Genomic DNA, 20,208 nt, shown 5'->3' on the forward strand with positions numbered 1-20,208 from the left:
AGTCGAGTCGAAGGACGTTGAACCATGCTGACCGAGAAGGACTTCGAGATCACGACGCTCGGCCCTTGCGCGATCGACTCGCCGCTCAGGCGGCTGCGCGACGTGGGGTTCATCGAGGATTCGTCGCGGGTTCGGCTCCAGCCCAAGATCGGGCCACAGTACGCCGACGGCATGGAACTCTCGGTCGAGGAGGCCGGACCGCGCGAGCGGATCCACTTCGAACCGCGCTGGTCGTGCGGCGCGGTGGTCACGTGCGGCGGCCTCTCGCCGGGGCTCAACAACGTGATCCGGTCGGTCTATTCCGAGCTCGCTTACAACTACGAGGTCCCGCGGGTTCTCGGCGTCCGCAACGGCTACATGGGGCTCAACCCGGAATCGGGGCTGAAACTGGTCGAGTTGACCCCGGCGTACGTCGATCACATCCACGACATGGGCGGCACCGTCCTGGGAAGCTCGCGAGGCCCGCAAGATCCCGCGGTGATCGTCGACGCCCTCGTCCGCGAATCGATCGACATGCTGTTCTGCGTGGGCGGCGACGGAACCCAGCGCGGGGCGGCGAAGATCGCCGCGGAAGTACAACGGCGCGGGCTCGACAAGGCGATCGTCGGCATCCCCAAGACGATCGACAACGACATCGAATTCGTTTATACGTCGTTCGGCTACTACACGGCGCTTGAGAAGGCGCAAGAGGTGTTGCGGGGGGCGCACGTGGAGGCCCGCTGCGCGCCCAACGGCATCGGCCTGGTGAAGCTGATGGGACGCGACGCCGGCTTCATCGCGGCGGGCGCGGCGCTCGCCAGCCAGGACGCCAACTTCGTCCTGATCCCTGAAGTCCCCGTCCGGCTCGACGGCGAGCACGGCTTTCTCGCGGCCCTCGAACACAGGCTGGCGACTCGTGAGCACGCGCTGGTGGTCGTCGCCGAAGGGGCCTGCCAGGATCTGCTCAACCGCGCCAGGGCCGCCGAGACCGACGCCTCCGGGAACATCCTCCACGAGGACGTCGGCCTGTTCCTCCGCGACGAGATCAAGCGCTATTTCAAGGCGAAGGGGATCGCGATCAACCTCAAGTATCTCGACCCCAGCTACTTCATCCGCTCGGTGCCGGCGAACTCGTCGGACCGCATTCTAAGCGATCAGATGGCGCGGATGGCGGTCCACGCGGGGATGGCGGGCAAGACCGGCGTGATGATCGGCTCGATCCACAACGAGCTGGTCCACGTCCCCATCACTACGTCCATCGCCCATCGCAAGCGAGTCGATACCGCGAGCGACCTGTGGACCGCCGTGATGCGATCCACGGGACAGCCCGCCTGGTGAACCGACGCTCAACGATGCCCGCCGCCACCGCTGAAACCACCGCCGCCGTGCATGCCGCCTCCGCTGAAGCCTCCGCCGCTGAAACCACCGCCGCGCATGCCGCCTCCGCTGAAGCCTCCGCCGCTGAAGCCGCTTCCAGTGAAGCCGCCTCCGCCGCTGACTCCGCTTCCGCTGAAGCCGCCCGCGCTGCGCATGCCGCCTCCGCTGAAGCCGCCTCCGCTGCTGAGGCCGTTTCCACTGAACCCGCCTCCGCTATACCCCGAACCGAGGCCGCTGCTAAATCCACCGCCCGGCGAGCCGCCGGAGTTCATGGCGCCGCCGCGCATCGCTCCGTAGCTCGGAGCGGCGAAGCTGTGCGCCTGAGGAGTGAAGCCCGACGCATACGGCGAGATTCCGGCCGAACCGAAATTTCGACCCGTTGCGCCCGGGTTCGCAAATCCGGGGGTACTAGCGTGCGCCTGGCCCGCGAAGGCCGGGGGTGCCGCCACTGCCGCCGCGCCTGCTCCCCGCATCTGCGATGAGAAGCCGCCAGCCGCGCTCTGATGCGACATCCCCTGCCCCACGCCCGGCGCGGCGATAGCGCCGCGTCCGCCGGTCATTGCGGCGGTATTGGAGTTGAAGGCGGGCCGCGCTGTAGTGTGCTGGATCGCCGGCGATCGGGTCACGCCGTTGAACGCGTGATTCCAGGTGCCCATCGACGCGGCCGCGCCGGCGGTCTGTCGACCCGCGGCGGGTCGCATGCTGCCGTGCTGGAGGGCGGGCGAAGCATGGTTCGCGGCCACCGCATTTTGCGAGGCGAGGTTCGCGAACGGACGCGACGACGGTGGCGGCTTCACGCCTTGTCGCGCGGTCAGGCCGGCGCTTCGCATGAAGCCGCGACTCGGGAGGCCCGCATTGCCCGCGACGGCTCCACGATTCACGTTCCCAGTCTGCGCGACATTCCCGCCGGTTCGACCTCCTTTCGGTCCCATTGGGTTGTTCGGGCCGTTGACCATGTGCCCGCGCCCACTGTTCTGGAACGGAAAACGATTGCCGAACTGATTGAAGTTGCTTCCTAGAAGGAATCCGTTCAAGCCCAGGAGGGGAGATCCGAATCCTCCAAAACCGAAACCGCCGAGGCCGAAGAACGGAAATCCGAAACCGCCGAGGCCGAATCCGTTCAAGCCGAGGATGGGAGATCCGAATCCTCCCAAACCAAGCCCACCCCAGCCCCAGCCGGGCGAGCCCCAACCAAGCCCGCTCCAACCCCAGCCGGGAAAGCCCCAGCCGAGCCCGCCCCAGCCGAGCCCGCCCCAACCAAGGCCGCCCCCGCCCCAGCCCCAGCCGGGAAAGGCCCACCCAAGCCCGCCCCAGCCGGGCGAGCCCCAACCAAGCCCGCCCCAGCCCCAGCCGGGAAAGCCCCAGCCGAACCCGCCGCCGTACGCGGCGTACGTCAAAGGCGCTGCGTAGTAGGGATATCCGTTGCCGTAAAACGGGTAATCGAGATATCCGTAATAGCCGTCGAGATTCCCGTAATTGGCATAACCGTAAAACCGGCCGTCGTCGTCGTAAGAGACCCCGGGATAGCCGTCGTAGTAGGAATTGGAACGGCCGAACGCCCCGTACAACTGGCCGTACATCTCGGGCGAGACGGTCGTGTACGGCTGATACGACAGGTCGGCAGTACCGTTTTCTCCCTGGGTGATCTCGGCCGGCGCGAACAGGGTGCCGCGATCCTCAAGCGTCCGGTCCCAGAAGCCTTCCTGAAACAACCAGCCTTCGGGCTGACGAATCCAGCTCGCGGGAACCCACGACCAGCCGGGCTGGGTGTTCGTCCAGAAGCCTTTTTTCCAGACCACGCCGTCACCGTCCGGGTAATACTGGCCGGGGACGTAGAAGCAGTCGGACGTCGCCGACGCCGGCGGTTCGCCTGGATCGTCGTCGGGACGCGCGGCGGGAGGGCCGGTCTTGCGGTAGTTGACGCGGTCGGTCTTCCGATCGCTCCAGAAACCGGACACGCGGTACCAGCCCTTGTCGTCGCGCTTCCAGAAGCCGTTGACCCAGAACCGACCCGGAGGAGGCACCCGCCAGCTTCCCGTCACCCAGACGAAGTCTTTCCGCCCGGGGTTCCACTCCCAGTAGCCTTCGATCCAGACTGCCTTGGAGTTCGGCGGGTCGAGCGCCGGACGTTCGATCACGTCGGGAGGCGGGGATTTCTCGATCCGCTGAGGCTCGCGATCCTTGCGGGGCGACAGGAACGACTCGTGCAACGGCCCCACGTTCAGGGCTCGCAACGAGCCGACCGCCACGCGTTCGCCTCGCCCCGCATCGACGACCAGCGGCGCGGTCGCTGCGTCCTGGAACGGACCTCCGAACGCGGGCGAAACGACAAGGATCCAGGAAAGACCCAATCCAAGTTTTTGCAGGTGATTCATGGTGGGAACTCCGCCGGGCGTGTCCGCCGACTGCAAGGCGTGAGGAGTCGCTGCACGTCTATACGATGCGGCCCGAAGAGCGGGTGAAAGGATTTTCGGAATCGGGCGTCGAGCGAGCGGCGCAATCACTGCGAGGCCACGCCCGACAACAACAATTGTACTCGTGCCGAGATGGCGGAGCCATGGTCGCAGCCAGTCCAGACTGTCGGATTCAGCACGATTCGCGCTTCTCGCATTTCCGAGCGCGTACTATGATTGAGTGAAGACCTATTGGCTCTCGGCTCATCTCCGGCCGGCGCGGGCGTTGGGACGCCGCCTTCAATCAAGGGCGAAGGGCTTCCGCCGCTCACCTTCCGAAATCCTAACGACGTCATGGCTTGAAACGGTGGCGGTCGAAGCCGCGGCCGTCGACGCGCTGAGCGGAAACAAGAACTCTTCGTCGTCAACTGAGCCCATCTCGACCGATACGAATATGCTATGAAAGCTGAGCTTGTCCCCGACAATGGCGATCGTCCGATTCCGATCACGCGCGACCTGACCGTCGTGGGCCGTCGTGAGTTCGCGGACGTCGTCATCGACCATGCCAGCCTGTCCAAACGGCACTGTCTGCTGGTCAAGACGGACGGCCTGCTGGTCATCCGCGACCTCATCACGACCAACGGCACCAAGGTCAAGGGGCAGCGAATCCGGTGGGCCGCGCTCCTGCCCGACGACCGGATCGCGCTGGGCGACTACAAGATGCGGGTCTATCTCGGCCCCGACAACGTCCCCGCCCCTTCGGAATTATACGAGACGCGCGAGAAGGCTGCGGCCGCCCGCCAGGGCCGAACCACCGCGCCTCCGGTCGACGAGTTTCCGGACGCCTACGCCGGCACGCGTGGAATGGCGCAGTTTCCAGGCTTCGCCGCCCCTTCGTCGATCGATGACCTCGTCTCGCTCCCCGGCCTGCCTCAGCCGAGCCGGCCGGACGATGCGCTGTCGCCGCCCCGAAGTTCGTTCACGTTCGTGGACGACGACGACGACGACCTGATCGACCTCGACTGAGTCGACGCGATCAGCGAATCGGTTCGCGACGGCATGCCCGAATACGAGTCCGACGCGCCAGCGAGTGCAGGGTTCTGCGTTCGCTGATTCAGCACGCTGATCGGGAACGCGCTCGCAGTGCTCTGAAAATTCCGGTCCGTGGTCTGCCGTAGGGGCGCCCCTCGTGGGTGCCCGATCGCCGAGCGTGAGCGGTCGATCTGAAACGAACCGGGCACCCACAAGGGGCGCCCCTACGAGACCCGGTCGTGACGCCATGCGAAAAGCCCCCCGTTTTCGTGAGGTCGGGCGACCCGACGGCGTCATGATGGTTGGAAACAACAAACCGGACGCGCGACGTCCGAGAGTGGGCGTCGCCGTCCGGCTGGATGCGGGTGCGGATAGTGGGGGGCGTTGCGTCGGCCGTCGCGTCGGCCGACGCCGATCCAGGTTCAGCGAGAGAACCGGAGGGCGCTTGCGTGCTCAGACCTCTTCGGGGCGTGAGCGACGCACGTCGCGCCGGACCGGCGGTGTGAGGCGTTCGATCTGGCGAGCTTCTTGGGGTTCCAAGCGGCTCGCTTGCCGATTCTCGCGTTGGATCGCTTCGTACACTTCTTGGCGGTGTACGGAGATCTCGATCGGGGCCGCGATCCCCAATCGGACCTTATCGCCCCGAATATCCACCACGGTGATGACAATGTCATCGCCAATGATGATACTCTCGTCGCGGTGTCGGGACAGGACCAGCATCGTTCTCGGCTCCTTCCTCCTGCCAACGAGGCCCGTGACCATCCCCGATCACGTTGCCCGGGCTCTCGGCGACCACGACGGTGTTGGGGATGGCGTTCAGCCCACAGAAACCTAGGTGACAAACCACTCGTATCACGCCGTCGCTCGCAACGGCGTCAGACCGGGCAGCAGGGTCGGCGTCGCGGATGGGGACCCTGCCATCGACTCCAGCGGGTATCGCACGGGAAACCGGCTGGAGGTCAGTACCAGCTGGCGTCCCAATCGACGAACCGGGTTGAAGACGAGCGGCCCCTGGAGGTTGACCGTCAACCCTCCCCCGCCGCGATTCAAAACCACGTAAATCATCGCAGTGCGTTCGTCGTGCAGCTCCAGGGCCGCTCGATCGCCCGGGCGGATCTCGATCCGGTAATCGCTGACCGCCAGGGGCGGGGCGACCAGACCGAACGCCAGGTCGGGAGCGGTGGTGCTCTGCAACCACGACAACCCCGAGACGACGGGGTCGGGCAGGTGCAGATACTGCGTATACGAACGGAACCCGAGAAGTCCTTCCGGAATCCGGTAGATTTCCGATTCGGGCGCCTGGATCAGGCCGAAGCGGGTCGTGAGAATATTCACTTCCTGGTTACCTCCTTGAACGCCGGGCGAAGCGAATGCCTGGTCGATCCTTCAGCGACGCTCGGCATCGCCGGGCTCCGTCGGTCGCACGTCATCGCGAACCGACGCCGAAGCCTGTCGTCTCGAGTCGTCCCGGACCCTCCCGCGAGGGAAAAGCCCCGGACTGCTTCGACGGTCTGGCCCGGCCCGTGTCCGTCACGGTCCGCCCAGTGCTGCCACGACGCATCCCGCGGACTCAACCTGGCTCGCTTCACCGGATTGCTCCGACTGGCCGAGTCAGGCTTAACCGACCGTAATATCGTCGCGCCGCAAGCGACTTGCTCACTACTCGTCGCCGGAAATCCAAGTCGGCGCGCGCCCCGCGATGCCTGCGCCAGTCGATCCGTTCGTAACGACGACGACCGTCTCGCGGACCAATCGAACGAACCGCTCCAACCGGGATGGGCCCGAACGGCTGATCACCTAGCCGGAGAATCGGCGCGATCATTGCAATCGCGCCTCTGGAGCGACCGGACGGACCGCCGCTTGGCACGTCAGGTGCGGTAGTTGTCTTCGAGGCCCCAGAGCCGCTGAAGCTGGCGGTCGCGCTTTCCGGACTCGTAGCGGAAGATGGCGAGTTCCTCGACGACCTCGTTGGGGGCGGGCTTGTACTGGTGCTGACGTTCCTCGGCGAGCTGGAAGACGGGGCCCAGATGGTTGGAGCAGGCGAACCCGTACGTCTTCAGCTCGGCGAAGCCGCCGTCGCTCCATCGCGCGGCGATCTTGTACGACGCGGCTTCGCCGCAGCCCTCGAACGTACATTGGACGTGATGTCTGGTCACGGACGTGCCCCGGCCCGGTTACGAACGCTCGCCGACCGATCGGCCGACGACGGACGCTCGTAACCTGAATCATAGCGAATTCCGATTCGCGATCGCCAGCCGAGCGGCCGGATCATCGCCGACGGACGCTCACGCCCGGGGACGAATTGACCGGATCGTCGGCCCCGGTCTACCATAGAGGCCACCCATCAGCCGACTGGAACGGGTGTTTCCGCGGGCTTGGCTCGGGTCGACGGTTCTCCGGGATCGGTCCGAGAGGTTCTGAGAGGACGTTGAACGATGACGCAGATTGAACTGGCGCGGCAAGGTGTGGTTTCGCCCGAGATGGAGTACGTCGCCAAGCGCGAGAACCTCGACCCCGAGTTGGTTCGCTCCGAGGTCGCCCGGGGTCGGATGATCATCCCGGCCAATACGGTGCACCTCGGCCTGGGGCTTGAGCCGATGGCGATCGGCATCAAGGCGAAGTGCAAGATCAACGCGAACATCGGCAACTCGGCCGTCACCTCGGATGTCGAGAACGAGCTGGCCAAGTTGAAGATGGCCGTCGACCTTGGCGCCGACACGGTGATGGACCTTTCCACCGGCGGCTCGATCGACTCGATCCGCCAGGCGATCATCAAGGCGAGCAAGGTGCCGATCGGCACCGTGCCGATGTACCAGGCGATCCAGCAGGTCAAGAAGGTCGAGGACCTGACGCCGCAAGACCTGCTGGCGATGGTCGAGCACCAGGCGATGCAGGGCGTCGACTACATGACGCTCCACGCCGGCATCCTTCGCGACTACATCCCGCTCACCGCGCACCGGCTGACGGGCATCGTCTCGCGAGGCGGCTCGCTGATGGCCCAGTGGATGATCGCCCATAACCTCGAAAACCCGCTGTACACGCATTTCGACGATCTCTGCGACATCATGCGGCAGTACGACGTGTCGTGGAGCCTCGGCGACAGCCTGCGGCCGGGCTCGCTGGCCGACGCCTCCGACGCCGCCCAGTTCGCCGAGCTGAAGACCCTGGGCGAGCTGACCAGGCGGGCGTGGGCGCGGGGCTGCCAGGTCATGGTTGAGGGCCCTGGGCACGTCCCGATGGACCAGATCGCCATGAACATGGAGAAGCAGGCCGTCGAGTGCAGCGAGGCCCCGTTCTACGTGCTCGGCCCGCTCGTCACCGACATCGCCCCGGGATACGACCACATCACCTCGGCGATCGGCGCGGCGCTCGCCGGCTGGCACGGCGCCAGCATGCTCTGCTACGTCACGCCCAAGGAGCACCTCGGCCTTCCCGAGGTCGAGGACGTCCGCCAGGGAGTCGTCGCCTACAAGATCGCCGCCCACGCCGCCGACATCGCCCGCCACCGCACCGGCGCCCGCGACCGCGACGACGCCCTGTCGCGCGCCCGCTACAGCTTCAACTGGGAAGAGCAGTTCCGGCTCTCGCTCGACCCCGAGACCGCCCGCCGGATGCACGACGAGACGCTTCCGCAGGAAGCCTTCAAGTCGGCCGCGTTCTGCAGCATGTGCGGACCCAAGTTCTGCTCGATGCGGATCACCGAAGACATCCGCAAGCACGCCGCCGCGACCGCGGCGCTCGTGAACCTCGAACCCGCCGGCGCGGGCGCCTGACCCGAGCAGGCTTCGCGAATGATCAACGAACAACAGGGGCCGCCGGTAAGCTTGAAGGCGAACCGACGGCCCCTTTTTCGTGTTCCGCTTCGTCGATCCTTACTTCTTCATCGACGGCACGGCGCTCTCGGGGACGAGAAACAGGTCGGCGTCGGGGGCGCGTTGGGCTGTCTTGAAGGCGTCGCCGACGAGCTCCTTGACGGTCGTGACCAGGTCGTCTTCAAGGGCGGGGTGGAACTGAGAAGGCCATGCGTAATAGATCATCGAGAAATCGGACTCGTAGCCCCCTTCCGCCAGCACCCGTCGCGACGGGATGTAGCACGGAACGTCGTCGCACCAACCATTGATCCATAGCCGCTCCCAGTCCAGTTCGTGCTTGAGCCGGACCGCGTAGTCGACGGTCATTTCACCGGCGAGGAAGGCGATCGCCAAGTCGGAGTCGAACTTCCAGACGGTGATCGGAAACGGGACGCTCGTCGGCAGCTTGCCGTCGCGGTTGAGCTGCGCCAGCATCCGTTTGGCGTGCCGGCCCTCGAAGCCGTCGCGCTTCGCCTCGCTCACCCAGTGGTCGCGGCCGGGGACTTTCGAGAGCGGCAGCTCGATGACGCGACGGTCGACCTCCGGTGCCTTGTTCAAGGGCTTCAGCTCGCCGGCGGCCAATTTCGCGACCTCGGCGGCGATCGCTCGGCCGTGGCGGCGCGAGAAGTCGAGGTTCCCTGACGGTTGCGGGCCGACGTCGGCGCCGCAGCCGATGGTGATCACGGCGTTCGCGCCGGGGAAGGCGGTCTCGATCTCCTTCGCGGCGAACCCGGCCCAGTCGCCGCCGACGCGGTTCTCGCTGCCGGCGCTCGTGCAATGGCACGCGTAGTTCGTCCAGACGGCGACGACCTTGCCGTCGCGGCGCGCGAACATCGCCGGCAGGCTGTGATCGACGGGCGCCTTCTCGACGAAGCCGAAGCCGACCCACTTGCCGTCCTTCATGACGCGGCGGTTGCCGCCGAACATCACCTTGCCCTGCCCCCACGACAGCTCGGCCGGCTTGCGGTCGCGAACGGCCGCCGTGGCGACCTCGACGATCTGATCGGTGAGCCGCTTCGTGTACTGCGCGACGTGCTCGCGCTGTTCGGTCGTGTCACGACCTTCCCACAAGACCGGCGCGTAGCCTTCGAGCTGCGGAGCGTTGTGTGTATGCGTCGCGGCCACGATGAGCCGCTCGGGGTCGAACGCGCCCGATGCGGCGACCTTGCGTCGGACCTCGGCGACGACGCCGGCGGGAACGCCGCAGTTGTCGACGGCGACCAGCACGACCGGCCGGTCGTCGCCGATCGCGATCGCCCGCGCCCAGAGCGGGGTATCGATGGCGGTATACTCGCCGACGCGATGGCCGTAGCCGGCCAGCAAGACCGGGTGTGTCGGCGTGACGTCCAGTTTGGCCGTCCCCACGGCGACCTCGGCGCTCGTCGCCGACGACACGGCGCTGAATCCTGATATAACGACGGCAAGAAGCGTTCGGGTTGATCGGTCCATCAGCTCTCTCCAGCGGAGTGGGTTGCGGTGGCGGGGGGGCGTCAGTCGATCGTGGGGGCGGTCGCCGCGGCGGTGTTGGAGCCGGCGAGCAGGCCGCGGATTCGGGTCTCGAAACTCTGGTCCTCGGCCAGGGCGTGGAGGAAATCGTCCTTCGAGAGGACGTAAAGCTCCATCTCGGTGCGCGCAACGACGGTGGTGGGGACGGTCCGCTTGAAGTACGAGCTGATCATCCCGAAGGCTTCACCGTAGCACTTCTCTTCGTCGTAGTTGCCGTCGCGGTAGGAATCGGCGACGCCCGTGCCGACGATGTAGAACCGGTCGCCCTCCTCGCCCTCGGTCACGATCGTGTCGCCAGGTTCACACGTTTCGACGGTCATGTAATTGGCGATTCGTGAGAGGGTCGCCTCGCTGAGCCCGTTGAGCGACTCGGTCGCCGCGAGCGCCCGGCAGATCCGCACGGCGACCCGCGTGAGCGAATTGGTCACGATCCGGCCGCCGACCATGTTGACGATCCGGTCGGCCTTGTCGATCACCCGCTGATCGTGGGTCACCAGCAGCACCGTCGTCTTGTCCTGACCGTCGGCCAGGTCGCGAAGGAGGTCGAGCACGGTCTGGCTCGACTCGGCGTCGAGCGAGGCCGTCGGCTCGTCGGCCAGGACCATGAGCGGCCGATTGACGAGTGCCCGGGCGATCGCCACCCGCTGCTTCTGGCCGCCCGACAACTCGGCCGGCAGGTGGTGAATCCGATCGCCGAGACCCAGCTTGGTGAGCATCTCAATCGCTCGCGCGTTCATCTCCTTGACGGAGCCCGGCATGAGCGCCGTGGCCATGCGGACGTTCTCGATCGCCGTGAGCGAGCTGAACAGGTTGTGCTGCTGAAAGATGAACCCGATGTGCTTGCGAAGCTCGACCTGGCCGCTGCCGTCGGCGTGGGTCAGGTCGTGGCCGAGGACGTCGAGACTTCCGTCCTGCGTCCTCCGCAGTGCGCCGATCAGTGTAAGCAGCGTCGATTTGCCCGACCCCGACGGGCCGGTCATGATGACGACTTCGCCCCGGCTGATCTCCAGGTTGTTGTCGAACAGGACCTGGGTCCGCGTCTCCCCGCTCCCGTAAGCGTAGTTTACGCCCTGGGCCCGGATCACGACGTCGGCGCCCGAAGGTAGGCTGACGGCGCGGTGCATGCCGGTCGAACTTAAAGCCGTGCTCATGGGGATCGTTCCTCTCGAAAACCGGCGCTTGGGCGCCTTCCACGAACATCGTCCAACTTTCGAAGAAATTCACCACGGGGGACGCGGAGGACACGGAGAGGGAAGGGCAAGAATTTTCATCTAAGGTTTTTCCTCTCCGCGTCCTCCGTGGTAAGTCCTCCCGACCTGCAAGTTATGTGACATAGTTGGAAGCGATTCTTGGACGAGCCCTTACGCGAAGAGTTGTGCGGGATCCGCCGAGATCAACCGACGCGCCGCGTACGCTCCCGAGGCGACGCACATGGCCACCGAGAGCGCCAGGATCGTCAAGGGGTTGTTGCGGGTCAGATCGAGCGGCAGGCCGGTCGACCGGTGGACCCAATCGAACAGAATGAGGCTCACCGCGAGGCCGGCGACGTAACCCATCAGCCCCAGGTAAACGGCCTGCATCAGCACCACGCGATACAAGCTCATGTTTGTGTAACCCATCGCCTTGAGCGTGGCGAACTCGCCGAGCCGATTGCTCACGTCGGCGTACAACACCTGGTAGCAGATCACCGAGCCGACGATGAAGCCCATCACCACGCCGATGTAAAAGACTGTCCCCACGGGCGCAACCTTGTCCCAGAAATCGCGCTCACGGGCGATGAACTCGTCCTTCGTGAGCACGCGGACGTCAGGCGGAAGCTCGGCCTGGAGCTTGCCGCGAAGCTGTTCGAGGTCAGCTCCGGGACGAACGCGCAAGACGCCGACGGTCACGTTGCGGTCGCCGACTGACGCGCCGCCGAGCTGCGGGAAATACTTCATCATGTTGCGGTCGCTCATGACGAGGTTGCCGTTCGACTGGACGTTGACGCCCAGCTCGAACGTCCCCGCGATCTCGATCCGACGGCCGGAAAGCTCCGAGATCTGGCCCTTGTGGAACTCCCCGAACTGGTCCGATCGCGAGAGCGCATCGGCCATCGCGGTGTCGGGCCGGCTCCAGGCCTCGCGGTTGCGCTTCAGCTCGGGAACGTCGAGGACGTCGTCCTCGGGAGGATAGCCGACGACGCAGATCCGCTCCAGCTTCGTCGTGTCGGCGTTGCGCCAGTACCCCGTCCGCGCGACGACGTAGACCGGGCTCGTCGCGACGACCTCGGGGAAGTTCCGCGCCTGGACGATCCGCCGCAATGGGAACGAATAAGGGACCGACAGCGTGTAAAGCGTCCGGCTGACGAGGACGACCTGGCCGTCGAACCGCTCGATCACGTTGACCATGCTGTCGAGCATGGCCGACCGGAAGCCGTTCTCCATGAACATGAGCGTCACGGCGAACGCGGTCCCAGCGACCGACGCAAGCAAGCGCAGCTTGCTCTCGGTCAAGTTTCTCCAGGCCAGGGGGATCGTTCTTCCGGGAACCATGTGTCGAGTCCGTGGGCCGCGATCGTGCTAGGGTCGAGACGTTTTTCAGAACAGTTCGGCCGGGTCCGCCCGGCGGAGTCTGCCGATGGTCAACAAACCCGTCGACACGCCGACGACGACCGCCAGCAAGAGGGTGACGCCGAGGTTCTCCATCGTCATCCTCATGGGAATCCCCGCCAGCTCTTGCGTCGCCTTGTAGACGATGATCGCGATCAGCACGCCGACGAAGAAGGAGATCACCATGTAAATCAACGACTGAGCGACGACGATCGACGCCAGCCGCGACGTCGAATAGCCCATCGCCTTCAAGGTCGCGTATTCGGGGAGGTGCTCGCGGACGTCGTTCGACAGCACCTGGTAGACGACGACCGCCGCCACGACCATCGCCACGAGCACCCCGAAGGCGAACAGCTTGCCGGTCGACGTCTGGTTGACCCAGTGGTCGTCCTCGCGCGCAAGAATGTCCTGCCGGGAGAGCGCCTGGACGTCGTCGGGGAGGATCGACCGGAGTTCGCGCACGGTCGCGTCGACGGCGCCGGGACGGACCTTGAGGAGCCCGAAGTTGGTCGTCTCGGTCGAGCCGTAGTCGCAGAGCCGGACGAAATTCAGGTCCGAGCAAAGGACCGTCGCGTCGGCCGCGAAGCCTCGAAGCATGCGGAATCCGCCCACGATCGTCACGGCCTTCGCGCCAAGCTCCCAATCCTTGTACTGGTCGCGGAGCGGCCAGCCGAAATCGGGGTGGGACAGCTCGTTCATCAAAACCCGGTCGCGGAGCCGGAGCAATGGCCTGGCCGACTCGATCGACCCCAGGATCGGCGGCCGGAACGGCGGATGGTCGAGACCGAAGCCCATCACGAACAGCTCCCGGCGCTGGAGCGGGCGGTGGATGCGCGCGCCGGCCAGCCAGCGACTCACCGGGCCCGGCCGTGACTCGGAATCGGCCGCACTAGAGGAGGGGTCGAGCGGATAGGGTGGACACCGCCAGAGGCCGAACGACGCGTAAAGCGGAGTCGCCGAGACGACCGAATCGACGTTCCGAGCCTGCCGCAGTCGTTCGAGCGGCAGAAACCCCGGCGCGTAGAATTGCTCATATCGGGAAGAGAGCAGCACGACGTCGAAATCGAGCTGGTCGAAGTTGTTGGTCGCCGTGATCCGGACCGCCTGGAGGAATCCAAGCTGGAGCAGCACCATCGTCAACGAGAACGCCGCGCCCGAGATGGCCGCCAGCGATTTGCGGCCCCCCTGGCTCACGTTCCGCAACGCGAGCGGCGGGTGTCTCAGTCCCAGCGACGACGAAACCACGCTCAACCGCCTCCTCCGGGCGTGATCGCGACTTCGGCTTCGAGGTTGACGAGCCGCGCGGCGGGTTCCGCCTCGTCGAGCGCGATCGTCACGTTGACCACGCGAAGGTCTTGCAGCGATCGAGGGTCGATGTTCATCATCTGGTTCCGGCCGACGATCGACCCGATCCGCGTCACCTTGCCGGCGATCGGCTTGTCGAGGATGGCGACCGTCGCCCGATCGCCGATCCGCAATTGGGTGACGTCGGTCTGGTAGACCTCGGCCACGGCGACCATCGCCGACAGGTCGCCCATCCGCAAGAGCGGCCCGCTGCCGACCTCGCCGGCGTGGGCCAGCACATCAAGCACCGTACCCGCGCGCGGGGCGACGACCTCGGTCTGGTCGAGGCTCGCTTTCGCGAGTTCAATCTGACGGTCGACGAGCTGAAATTCGGGGTTCGACGGGTCGAGCTGCTTGTCTTCCAGCGCGCGTTGCTTGGCGAGCTCGCTGTACTCGATGTCGAGCGACGTCTTGTCGAGTTCGGCCTTGAGCGATTGGACCTGAAGCTCGATGTACTTCGATTCCCCTTCGAGCTTGTCACGTCCCGTGAGGGTTGCGCCGAGCATCAAGTTGCCTGGATCGGTGAGCTTCTTCTTTAGGATCTGAGCGACCTGCGTGGCCGTCGTGAGCCGGGCCGCGTGGAGGGCGTCGAGCTGCGTGCGTTCGAGCGCCAGTTTCTCCTTGCGCGTTGCTCGCTGATGTTCAACCTGCGCCTTCCGCGCTTCCGCCAGCGCGATTTGCGCTTTGGCTTCCTCACGACCCTCCAGGACCGCCAGGAGCTGGCCCGCCTTGACCGTGTCGCCGGGGCCGACGCGGATCTCAAGGATGCGCGCTCCGGGACGCGAGCCGACGACGATCAGGCCAGTCGCGGGTTCGACCCGGCCCAGCGCGTGGACCTCGGATCGGGACGTCGGACCGCCCGTCCTGGAAGCGGATTGCGCACGGGCTGGAGAGCCCGACGTCGTGAGAATCCAGGCCGAGGCCGTCACGACCGCGAGCGACGTTCCGAGCCAGAGGACCGATGATCGACCGATGGGCATGAAGGCGGCTCCGCAAGGGAGGGCTCGTGGCGGCGAGCTCGTTCCCGATTCGGGTCCAGCCGCCAAGGAGTCCGATTCTATGTCAGCCGCGGGCCGATCTCCAGGCCCCCGATTCGACGCATCGGGTCGATTCTCGCAACGGGCGTGCCTTCGAAACGCAAAACGAGCGACCGCCGCCCCGGATTCAGGAGGGGGCGGGATCGCTCGCAATCGACGAGACGAACGTGTGCGGTGCGCGAGGAGCGGTCAGCCGACCTTGGCGAGAGCGGGCACGTTGCGACGGGCGCCGGCGGCTTCGACGAACGCTTCGATGAGCTGCATATCGAGGGAGATGTTGCCCTCGTTCTCGGGGTGCCACTGTACGCCGACGACCCACCAGCCCGGCTCTCTGCCTTCATAAGCTTCGATCAGGCCGTCGGGGGCGAGGGCGCTGATCCGGAAATTGGGGGCCAGCTTGCGGATGCCCATGTGGTGGTAGCTGTTGACGCGGATCTCGCCCGGTCCGTAGATCTCGGCGAGCCGGGTCTTGGGTTGCATGACGACCGTGTGGCGATGCGCGCCGCCGTGCGGGTCGTAGTGGGGGATGCTCTTGGGCAGGTCTTCAGGAATGTGGACGAAGAGGCCGCCGCCGGCCACCACGTTCAGCTCCTGCATGCCCAGGCCGATGCCCAGCGTGGGAATCCGTTCCTGCTGGACGAGTTTGCAAAGGATGCGGTCGGAGATCTCCCGGCGCTCGCACATAGCGTTGACCGACGGGTGGGGCGAGAGGCCCATCTTGCGAGGATCGAGATCGTCGCCGCCGGTCAGGACGACGCCGTCGAGCTTCTCGAGGATCGGCACGAGGTCGCTCTCTCGCATCAGCGGGGGGATCATGATGGGCAGGGCGCCCGCGGTGACGAGGCAGTCGTAGTAGCCGGTCGGCGTGAGGCTGTGGGGAGTGCGGCTCTTGACCGAAGCCCGGAGATCCATGTTGATGCCGATGAGGGGTCGGTGATTCATGGTCGGAGTCCCTTCCGTGGTTTAAGGCTTGGCAGAATCCGTCCTGGATGTTCGCGACGCGCCGGTCCAATCAACGAGGCGACGGAAGCCGCACCGCGAATGACGCTGGATACACGAGATCAACGAATCGTCGGAGCCGATACCCGCTCGACGACTCAGGTCGCAGTGGACTGCGAGGAACTCGATGACCGCGGTTGGAGGTTGGCGGTCGCGGATTGTAGCCGGTGGCCCGAAAGGGAAGGGATTCGCTTCGTGCGAGCTCTGCGTCTCCCAATCCTTGGGCCGAGCGTTCAAGGCACGTGAAGTCTATCGATGGAAGGAGCACGACTTCAAGCAAAATCCGCCCGAATCGAGTGGTTTTGCCGATTATTCCGGCCCCGCCGCGAGACGGGAAGCCGCGTGCTCGGAATCGCCGCGCAACCTCTGTTCAAAAGCGCCCGAGTGCTCGATCGCCGATGCCGGCGACCAAGCGACTCGGGCGGATTTTGGGAAGCCCGACGCCCGCTCGTGGATTCACGAGCGGGTCGACCTGAAGGGAATCACCGGTCCGAATCCGGCTCGGACCTGGATTTCTTCCGTGACGGGCGTCGTCAGGGTTTGGCCGGCGGCGAAGTCGCCACGGCCGTGGGGGTCTGCTCCGGCGACAGGTAATCATTCGCCAGGTAGCGGACGATCATCTTCAGGTCGTTGTCGGTCAGCGCATCGGAGCCGAGGGCCGGCATCCGCTGCTTCTCGGCCAGGTAGCCGTAGCGGTCGTCGGCGTGGGGCTTGCGGATCATCCGGCTGGTCCACTGCGGCGAGCCCCAGGCGAACAGGTTGGGGGAATCGCGAACGCCCCCTTCGGTGTAGCCGTCGATCGCGTGGCACTTGCCGCAATCTTTCTGGAACAGCTCATTGCCGGGATGCTCGGCCACGCCCGGCGAGTTCAGCCATTCGTCGACGTTCATGTCGGCGGGAATCTTCGCGAAGGAGGCGACGAAATCGGACACGTCGTCGAGCTGTTTCGCGTCGAGCTTCGTCGTGCGCTTCCAGTCGACCATGCCGTCGCATTCGGGAGTCTTGCCGTAGTAGGCGTCGGCGTCCGGCTTTTCGAGCAGGCCGCGAACCCACGCGCGGGTGCCGAAATCCTTCAAATCCGGGGCGCTCACCTCGCCGGCCCCCTGCCCGCCCATCTGGTGACAGCCGAGGCACTTGGCTTCGAGCACCGCCCTGCCCCGCGTGAGCGGGTCGAGCCGCATCAGGTAACTGGCTCCCTCGGGAGGGACGCCGTACGCCGGATGCGCGGCTAGGAACAACGCGCGGTCGCGAGACGCGTCGGCCTTCACCCGAGCCTCATGGAACGACGGGGTCCGGGCGTCTTCGACGAACGACTCCAGGGTCAAATATCCCGCGCCGCCGGCCAGGCCGAAGATCAGCGAGCAGGCGAAGAAGTGCAGCACCCGCGACGGCAAGACCTTGTCGAGCAGCGGCAGCAGGGCCATCGTCAGCATGATCGCGCCGGGGATCGCGATCGAGCCGACCCACTCGTACTTGCCGGGGAAGTGCTTGAGCATCTGGAACAGGAACCGGAAGAACCACTCGGGACGCGCCGGGTAGTCGGAGCTGGATGGATCGGCGGGCGCGTCGAGCGGAGCGCCGCCTTCATAGAGGATCAGAGCGACCATCACGCCCAAAACCACCGTCGTCGCCATCAGGTTGAGGAACGTCTGATCGGGCCAGTACGTCGCTTTCGGAGCGTTCGCGTCGAAACGCCTCGGCGGTTTCAGCCCGTGCCGCCGGCAGAGCGCGACGTGGGCGAAGAGGCAGATGAACATCAAGACCGGCAGCACGCCGACGTGAAGCCCATAGAACCGGGTCACCGTCTGGTTGCCGTACTCCGAGCCGCCGACCACGGCCGTCTTGATGTACGGGCCGAGGATCGGAGCGCCTCCCATTATGTTGGTCACGACTTTCGTGGCCCAGTAGCCCTTCTGGTCCCACGGAAGCTGATAGCCCGTGTGGCTGAAGGCCAACACGATCGCCATGAGCGCGAGGCCCAGCCACCAGTTGACCTCGCGAGGGGCCCGGTAGGCGGCGGCGAACAGGACCTGGAGAAAGTGGAACAACAGCAGGACCATCACCGTCTGGGCGCCGAAGTGGTGGAGCCCGCGGATGAACCAACCCATCCACATCACTTTTTCGATGTAGTAGACGCTTCCCCAGGCGGTCGAGGACGACGCGCTGTACGCGGTCATCATCATCAGGCCGCTGAACGCCTGGATCATGAAGATCGAGGCGAGCACCGATCCGAACACGTACCGCCACCGCGCGCCGGCGGGAAGGGCTTCTTCTTCGAGCGATCGGAGCGAGGTCCGAAGCCCGGTGCGATCGTCGAGCCAGTCGGCGATGAAGTTACTCAAGGGTGATCTTCTCCTCGGCGAGGCACCGGAACCGTTGGAACTTCACGCGGACCTGGGGGTCGGGGTCCTTGGAGAGCTCGACGTCGAGCCGATCCATCGGGCGCGGCGGAATCGGGTTCAGCGGCTTGCCTTCCATGTCGAAGGCGCTGGTGTGGCATGGGCAGAGGAAGCCCTTGCCTTCGGCGGCGAGGTTGATGGCGCAGCCGAGGTGCGGGCACTCCGCGGTAAAGGCGATCACCGGGGGCTCGACCCCGTCGGGCTGGCGGATCAGCCAGACCGAGCCCGCGGGCTCCTGGGGGTACTTCACCCAGGCGTCGACCTGGTCGTGGATGATCCCGAAGGATTGCGGAACGCCGACCTTCAACTGGTTGAGGCTGGTCACGTTCTCGAAGCTGTCGGCCTCGGCCGCATTGCCCGTCTTACGAAGCGGGCTGAGCAGGAAGGCCGCGGCCGGGATGGCGACCACCAGCTTGATCAGGCCGCCGAGGGCCAGAGAGCCGAGGCGATGAAAATCGCGGCGTGTCATTCGGTTTGCCTTTTCGAATGATGCGGGGCGGGCGTGGCAGTGGGTAAATCGCGGGCGGGAGGGATTCGCGCTGGGGCGACGTCGGGTTGGCTGGATGCGGGCCGTCAGGCGGTCGGAACTTCGGCTCCTATGATTGTGCGCCGGCGGTCGCCGGATCAAGAGCGCTCCGGACGATCGCGAGCACGCGCTCGATCGACGTCGGCAGATCGTCGGCCAGGGTGAGACCCGCCGCCGCGCGATGGCCGCCGCCGCCAAGCAGGCCGGCGAGCTTGGCGCAGTCGAGGCCCGTCCGCGACCGCAGCGAGGCTTTCACGCCGCCCCGCGCCTGCTCGATGAACAGCACGCCGACCTCGACCCCGCGCAGGCTCACGGTGTAATCGACGAGGTCTTCCGAGTCCGCCGCGATGGCGCCGGTGCGTTCGAGGTCCTCGCGCGAGATCGCCGTGTAAGCGATCCGGCCGTCCATCTCGGTCTGGAGCGACGCCAGCGTCTCGCCCATCAGCTTGACCCGGCCCAGCGTGTTCCGCTCGAACAGGTCGCGATGGATGCCGTTGATATCAGCGCCCGCCTCGATCAGCTCGGCCACCGACCGCAGCGTGCTCGGCTTGGTGTTGGGGTGGGCGAACCAGCCGGTGTCCATGGCGATCGCCGTCAGCAGCCCCGTCGAGACTTCCTTCGTGAACGTACCGCCCAGGGCCTTCACGGCCTGCATCACGAGCGTGCCCGTGGCCTCGGCCGTCGTGTCCTTGAGGAAGATCGCGCCCAGGTCGTCCTGGCTCACGTGGTGGTCGACGACCACCTTCGGGCCTTTGAAAGCGCGAATCACGTCGGCCACGTCGCCGAGCTGCTTCCAGGCCGACAGGTCGAGGATGATGGCGACCTGGCGATCGGCCAGGTCCGCCGCGTTCACCTGATCGGGATAGATCGTGAAGAGGTCGCCGTCGGGATCGAGGTAGTCGTAGCGGGGAGGCGTGCGGCTGGCGTTGACGACCTTGACGTCCTTGCCCTTCTGACGGAGCAAGCCGGCCATCCCGACCTCGGATCCGAGGGCGTCGCCGTCGGGCCGGATGTGGGTGGTGAGCAAGAAGCGGTCGTACTTTTCAACGAGGTCGGCCAGCGGGGTCCAGTCGATCATCAAACTTCTTCCCTATCATTCGGGAGCGGCGAGTCATCCATCATTCATCCGGTTCGACGCGTCTCGTCGTTCTCCAACAGTAACGACCAGGCGTCGATC

16 protein-coding genes are annotated in these 20,208 nt (G+C 65.8%); 3 read left to right on the plus strand and 13 right to left on the minus strand.

Annotated features, from left to right (window positions below; genetic code table 11):
* Positions 1-24 precede the first annotated feature (24 nt).
* Entirely contained in the window at positions 25-1,317 is a 1,293-nt protein-coding gene (locus tag BSF38_RS07320; protein WP_076344349.1) for an ATP-dependent 6-phosphofructokinase, read from the plus strand.
* Between the two features lie 8 nt (positions 1,318-1,325).
* Here BSF38_RS07320 and BSF38_RS31250 read toward each other — a convergent pair whose 3' ends face one another.
* Complete coding sequence (locus BSF38_RS31250) at positions 1,326-3,731, minus strand: hypothetical protein (protein WP_168189330.1); 2,406 nt, start codon at positions 3,729-3,731, stop codon at positions 1,326-1,328.
* A 477-nt stretch (positions 3,732-4,208) separates the two neighbouring features.
* Between BSF38_RS31250 and BSF38_RS31945 the strand changes: the two genes are divergently transcribed.
* Positions 4,209-4,775 (plus strand): FHA domain-containing protein, encoded by a 567-nt coding sequence (locus tag BSF38_RS31945; RefSeq protein WP_076344353.1) that lies wholly within the window; start codon positions 4,209-4,211, stop codon positions 4,773-4,775.
* 459 nt (positions 4,776-5,234) lie between these two features.
* Here the strand turns inward: BSF38_RS31945 and csrA are convergent, their stop codons facing one another.
* From csrA to BSF38_RS07345, 3 genes are all read right to left on the minus strand, one after another.
* Positions 5,235-5,501, minus strand: coding sequence for a carbon storage regulator CsrA (csrA, locus tag BSF38_RS07335; RefSeq protein WP_076350662.1), 267 nt, complete (start codon positions 5,499-5,501; stop codon positions 5,235-5,237).
* A 132-nt stretch (positions 5,502-5,633) separates the two neighbouring features.
* Positions 5,634-6,116 carry a flagellar assembly protein FliW gene (gene fliW / locus BSF38_RS07340; RefSeq protein WP_076344355.1) on the minus strand — a complete coding sequence of 161 codons (483 nt, stop codon included), beginning with the start codon at positions 6,114-6,116 and terminating at the stop codon, positions 5,634-5,636.
* A gap of 533 nt (positions 6,117-6,649) precedes the next feature.
* Positions 6,650-6,937, minus strand: coding sequence for a hypothetical protein (locus tag BSF38_RS07345; protein ID WP_076344357.1), 288 nt, complete (start codon positions 6,935-6,937; stop codon positions 6,650-6,652).
* A 279-nt stretch (positions 6,938-7,216) separates the two neighbouring features.
* Here BSF38_RS07345 and thiC point away from each other — a divergent pair, with 279 nt between their 5' ends.
* Positions 7,217-8,554, plus strand: a complete 1,338-nt coding sequence (gene thiC / locus BSF38_RS07350; protein WP_076344359.1) for a phosphomethylpyrimidine synthase ThiC — start codon at positions 7,217-7,219, stop codon at positions 8,552-8,554.
* Positions 8,555-8,653: 99 nt separating this feature from the next.
* Here the strand turns inward: thiC and BSF38_RS07355 are convergent, their stop codons facing one another.
* From BSF38_RS07355 to BSF38_RS07395, 9 genes are all read right to left on the minus strand, one after another.
* Positions 8,654-10,027 (minus strand): neutral/alkaline non-lysosomal ceramidase N-terminal domain-containing protein, encoded by a 1,374-nt coding sequence (locus BSF38_RS07355; protein ID WP_076344361.1) that lies wholly within the window; start codon positions 10,025-10,027, stop codon positions 8,654-8,656.
* Between the two features lie 95 nt (positions 10,028-10,122).
* On the minus strand, positions 10,123-11,289 hold the full coding sequence (locus BSF38_RS07360; protein ID WP_145952006.1) for an ATP-binding cassette domain-containing protein: 1,167 nt from the start codon (positions 11,287-11,289) through the stop codon (positions 10,123-10,125).
* A gap of 210 nt (positions 11,290-11,499) precedes the next feature.
* On the minus strand, positions 11,500-12,669 hold the full coding sequence (gene devC, locus BSF38_RS07365; protein ID WP_076344365.1) for an ABC transporter permease DevC: 1,170 nt from the start codon (positions 12,667-12,669) through the stop codon (positions 11,500-11,502).
* 45 nt (positions 12,670-12,714) lie between these two features.
* Positions 12,715-13,971, minus strand: a complete 1,257-nt coding sequence (locus BSF38_RS07370) for an FtsX-like permease family protein (RefSeq protein ID WP_076344367.1) — start codon at positions 13,969-13,971, stop codon at positions 12,715-12,717.
* Positions 13,972-13,973: 2 nt separating this feature from the next.
* Positions 13,974-15,050, minus strand: coding sequence for an HlyD family efflux transporter periplasmic adaptor subunit (locus tag BSF38_RS07375; RefSeq protein ID WP_076344369.1), 1,077 nt, complete (start codon positions 15,048-15,050; stop codon positions 13,974-13,976).
* A 246-nt stretch (positions 15,051-15,296) separates the two neighbouring features.
* The gene (locus tag BSF38_RS07380) at positions 15,297-16,049 is read right to left on the minus strand and encodes a gamma-glutamyl-gamma-aminobutyrate hydrolase family protein (protein WP_076344371.1); all 753 of its coding nucleotides are present in this window, start codon (positions 16,047-16,049) and stop codon (positions 15,297-15,299) included.
* Positions 16,050-16,639: 590 nt separating this feature from the next.
* Positions 16,640-18,448 (minus strand): cytochrome b N-terminal domain-containing protein, encoded by a 1,809-nt coding sequence (locus BSF38_RS07385; RefSeq protein WP_076344373.1) that lies wholly within the window; start codon positions 18,446-18,448, stop codon positions 16,640-16,642.
* Positions 18,441-18,974: a QcrA and Rieske domain-containing protein gene (locus BSF38_RS07390; protein WP_076344375.1), complete on the minus strand. Its 534-nt coding sequence runs from the start codon at positions 18,972-18,974 to the stop codon at positions 18,441-18,443. Before BSF38_RS07390 ends, BSF38_RS07385 begins: the two co-directional genes overlap by 8 nt.
* Before the next feature lie 127 nt (positions 18,975-19,101).
* A complete protein-coding gene (locus BSF38_RS07395; protein ID WP_237170782.1) occupies positions 19,102-20,109 on the minus strand; it encodes a DHH family phosphoesterase in 1,008 nt (335 codons plus the stop codon).
* Positions 20,110-20,208: the final 99 nt, after the last annotated feature.

This window comes from Paludisphaera borealis, assembly GCF_001956985.1.
Lineage (GTDB): Bacteria > Planctomycetota > Planctomycetia > Isosphaerales > Isosphaeraceae > Paludisphaera > Paludisphaera borealis.

Bases quoted from the DNA above. Each gene is read 5' to 3' on its own strand.
- BSF38_RS07395 (WP_237170782.1), bottom strand. From the start codon at position 20,109: ATGATCGACTGGACCCCGCTGGCCGACCTCGTTGAAAAGTACGACCGC.
- BSF38_RS31250 (WP_168189330.1), bottom strand. From the start codon at position 3,731: ATGAATCACCTGCAAAAACTTGGATTGGGTCTTTCCTGGATCCTTGTC.
- BSF38_RS07375 (WP_076344369.1), bottom strand. From the start codon at position 15,050: ATGCCCATCGGTCGATCATCGGTCCTCTGGCTCGGAACGTCGCTCGCG.
- BSF38_RS07390 (WP_076344375.1), bottom strand. From the start codon at position 18,974: ATGACACGCCGCGATTTTCATCGCCTCGGCTCTCTGGCCCTCGGCGGC.
- csrA (WP_076350662.1), bottom strand. From the start codon at position 5,501: ATGCTGGTCCTGTCCCGACACCGCGACGAGAGTATCATCATTGGCGAT.
- thiC (WP_076344359.1), top strand. From the start codon at position 7,217: ATGACGCAGATTGAACTGGCGCGGCAAGGTGTGGTTTCGCCCGAGATG.
- BSF38_RS07380 (WP_076344371.1), bottom strand. From the start codon at position 16,049: ATGAATCACCGACCCCTCATCGGCATCAACATGGATCTCCGGGCTTCG.
- BSF38_RS07320 (WP_076344349.1), top strand. From the start codon at position 25: ATGCTGACCGAGAAGGACTTCGAGATCACGACGCTCGGCCCTTGCGCG.
- BSF38_RS07360 (WP_145952006.1), bottom strand. From the start codon at position 11,289: ATGAGCACGGCTTTAAGTTCGACCGGCATGCACCGCGCCGTCAGCCTA.
- devC (WP_076344365.1), bottom strand. From the start codon at position 12,669: ATGGTTCCCGGAAGAACGATCCCCCTGGCCTGGAGAAACTTGACCGAG.
- BSF38_RS31945 (WP_076344353.1), top strand. From the start codon at position 4,209: ATGAAAGCTGAGCTTGTCCCCGACAATGGCGATCGTCCGATTCCGATC.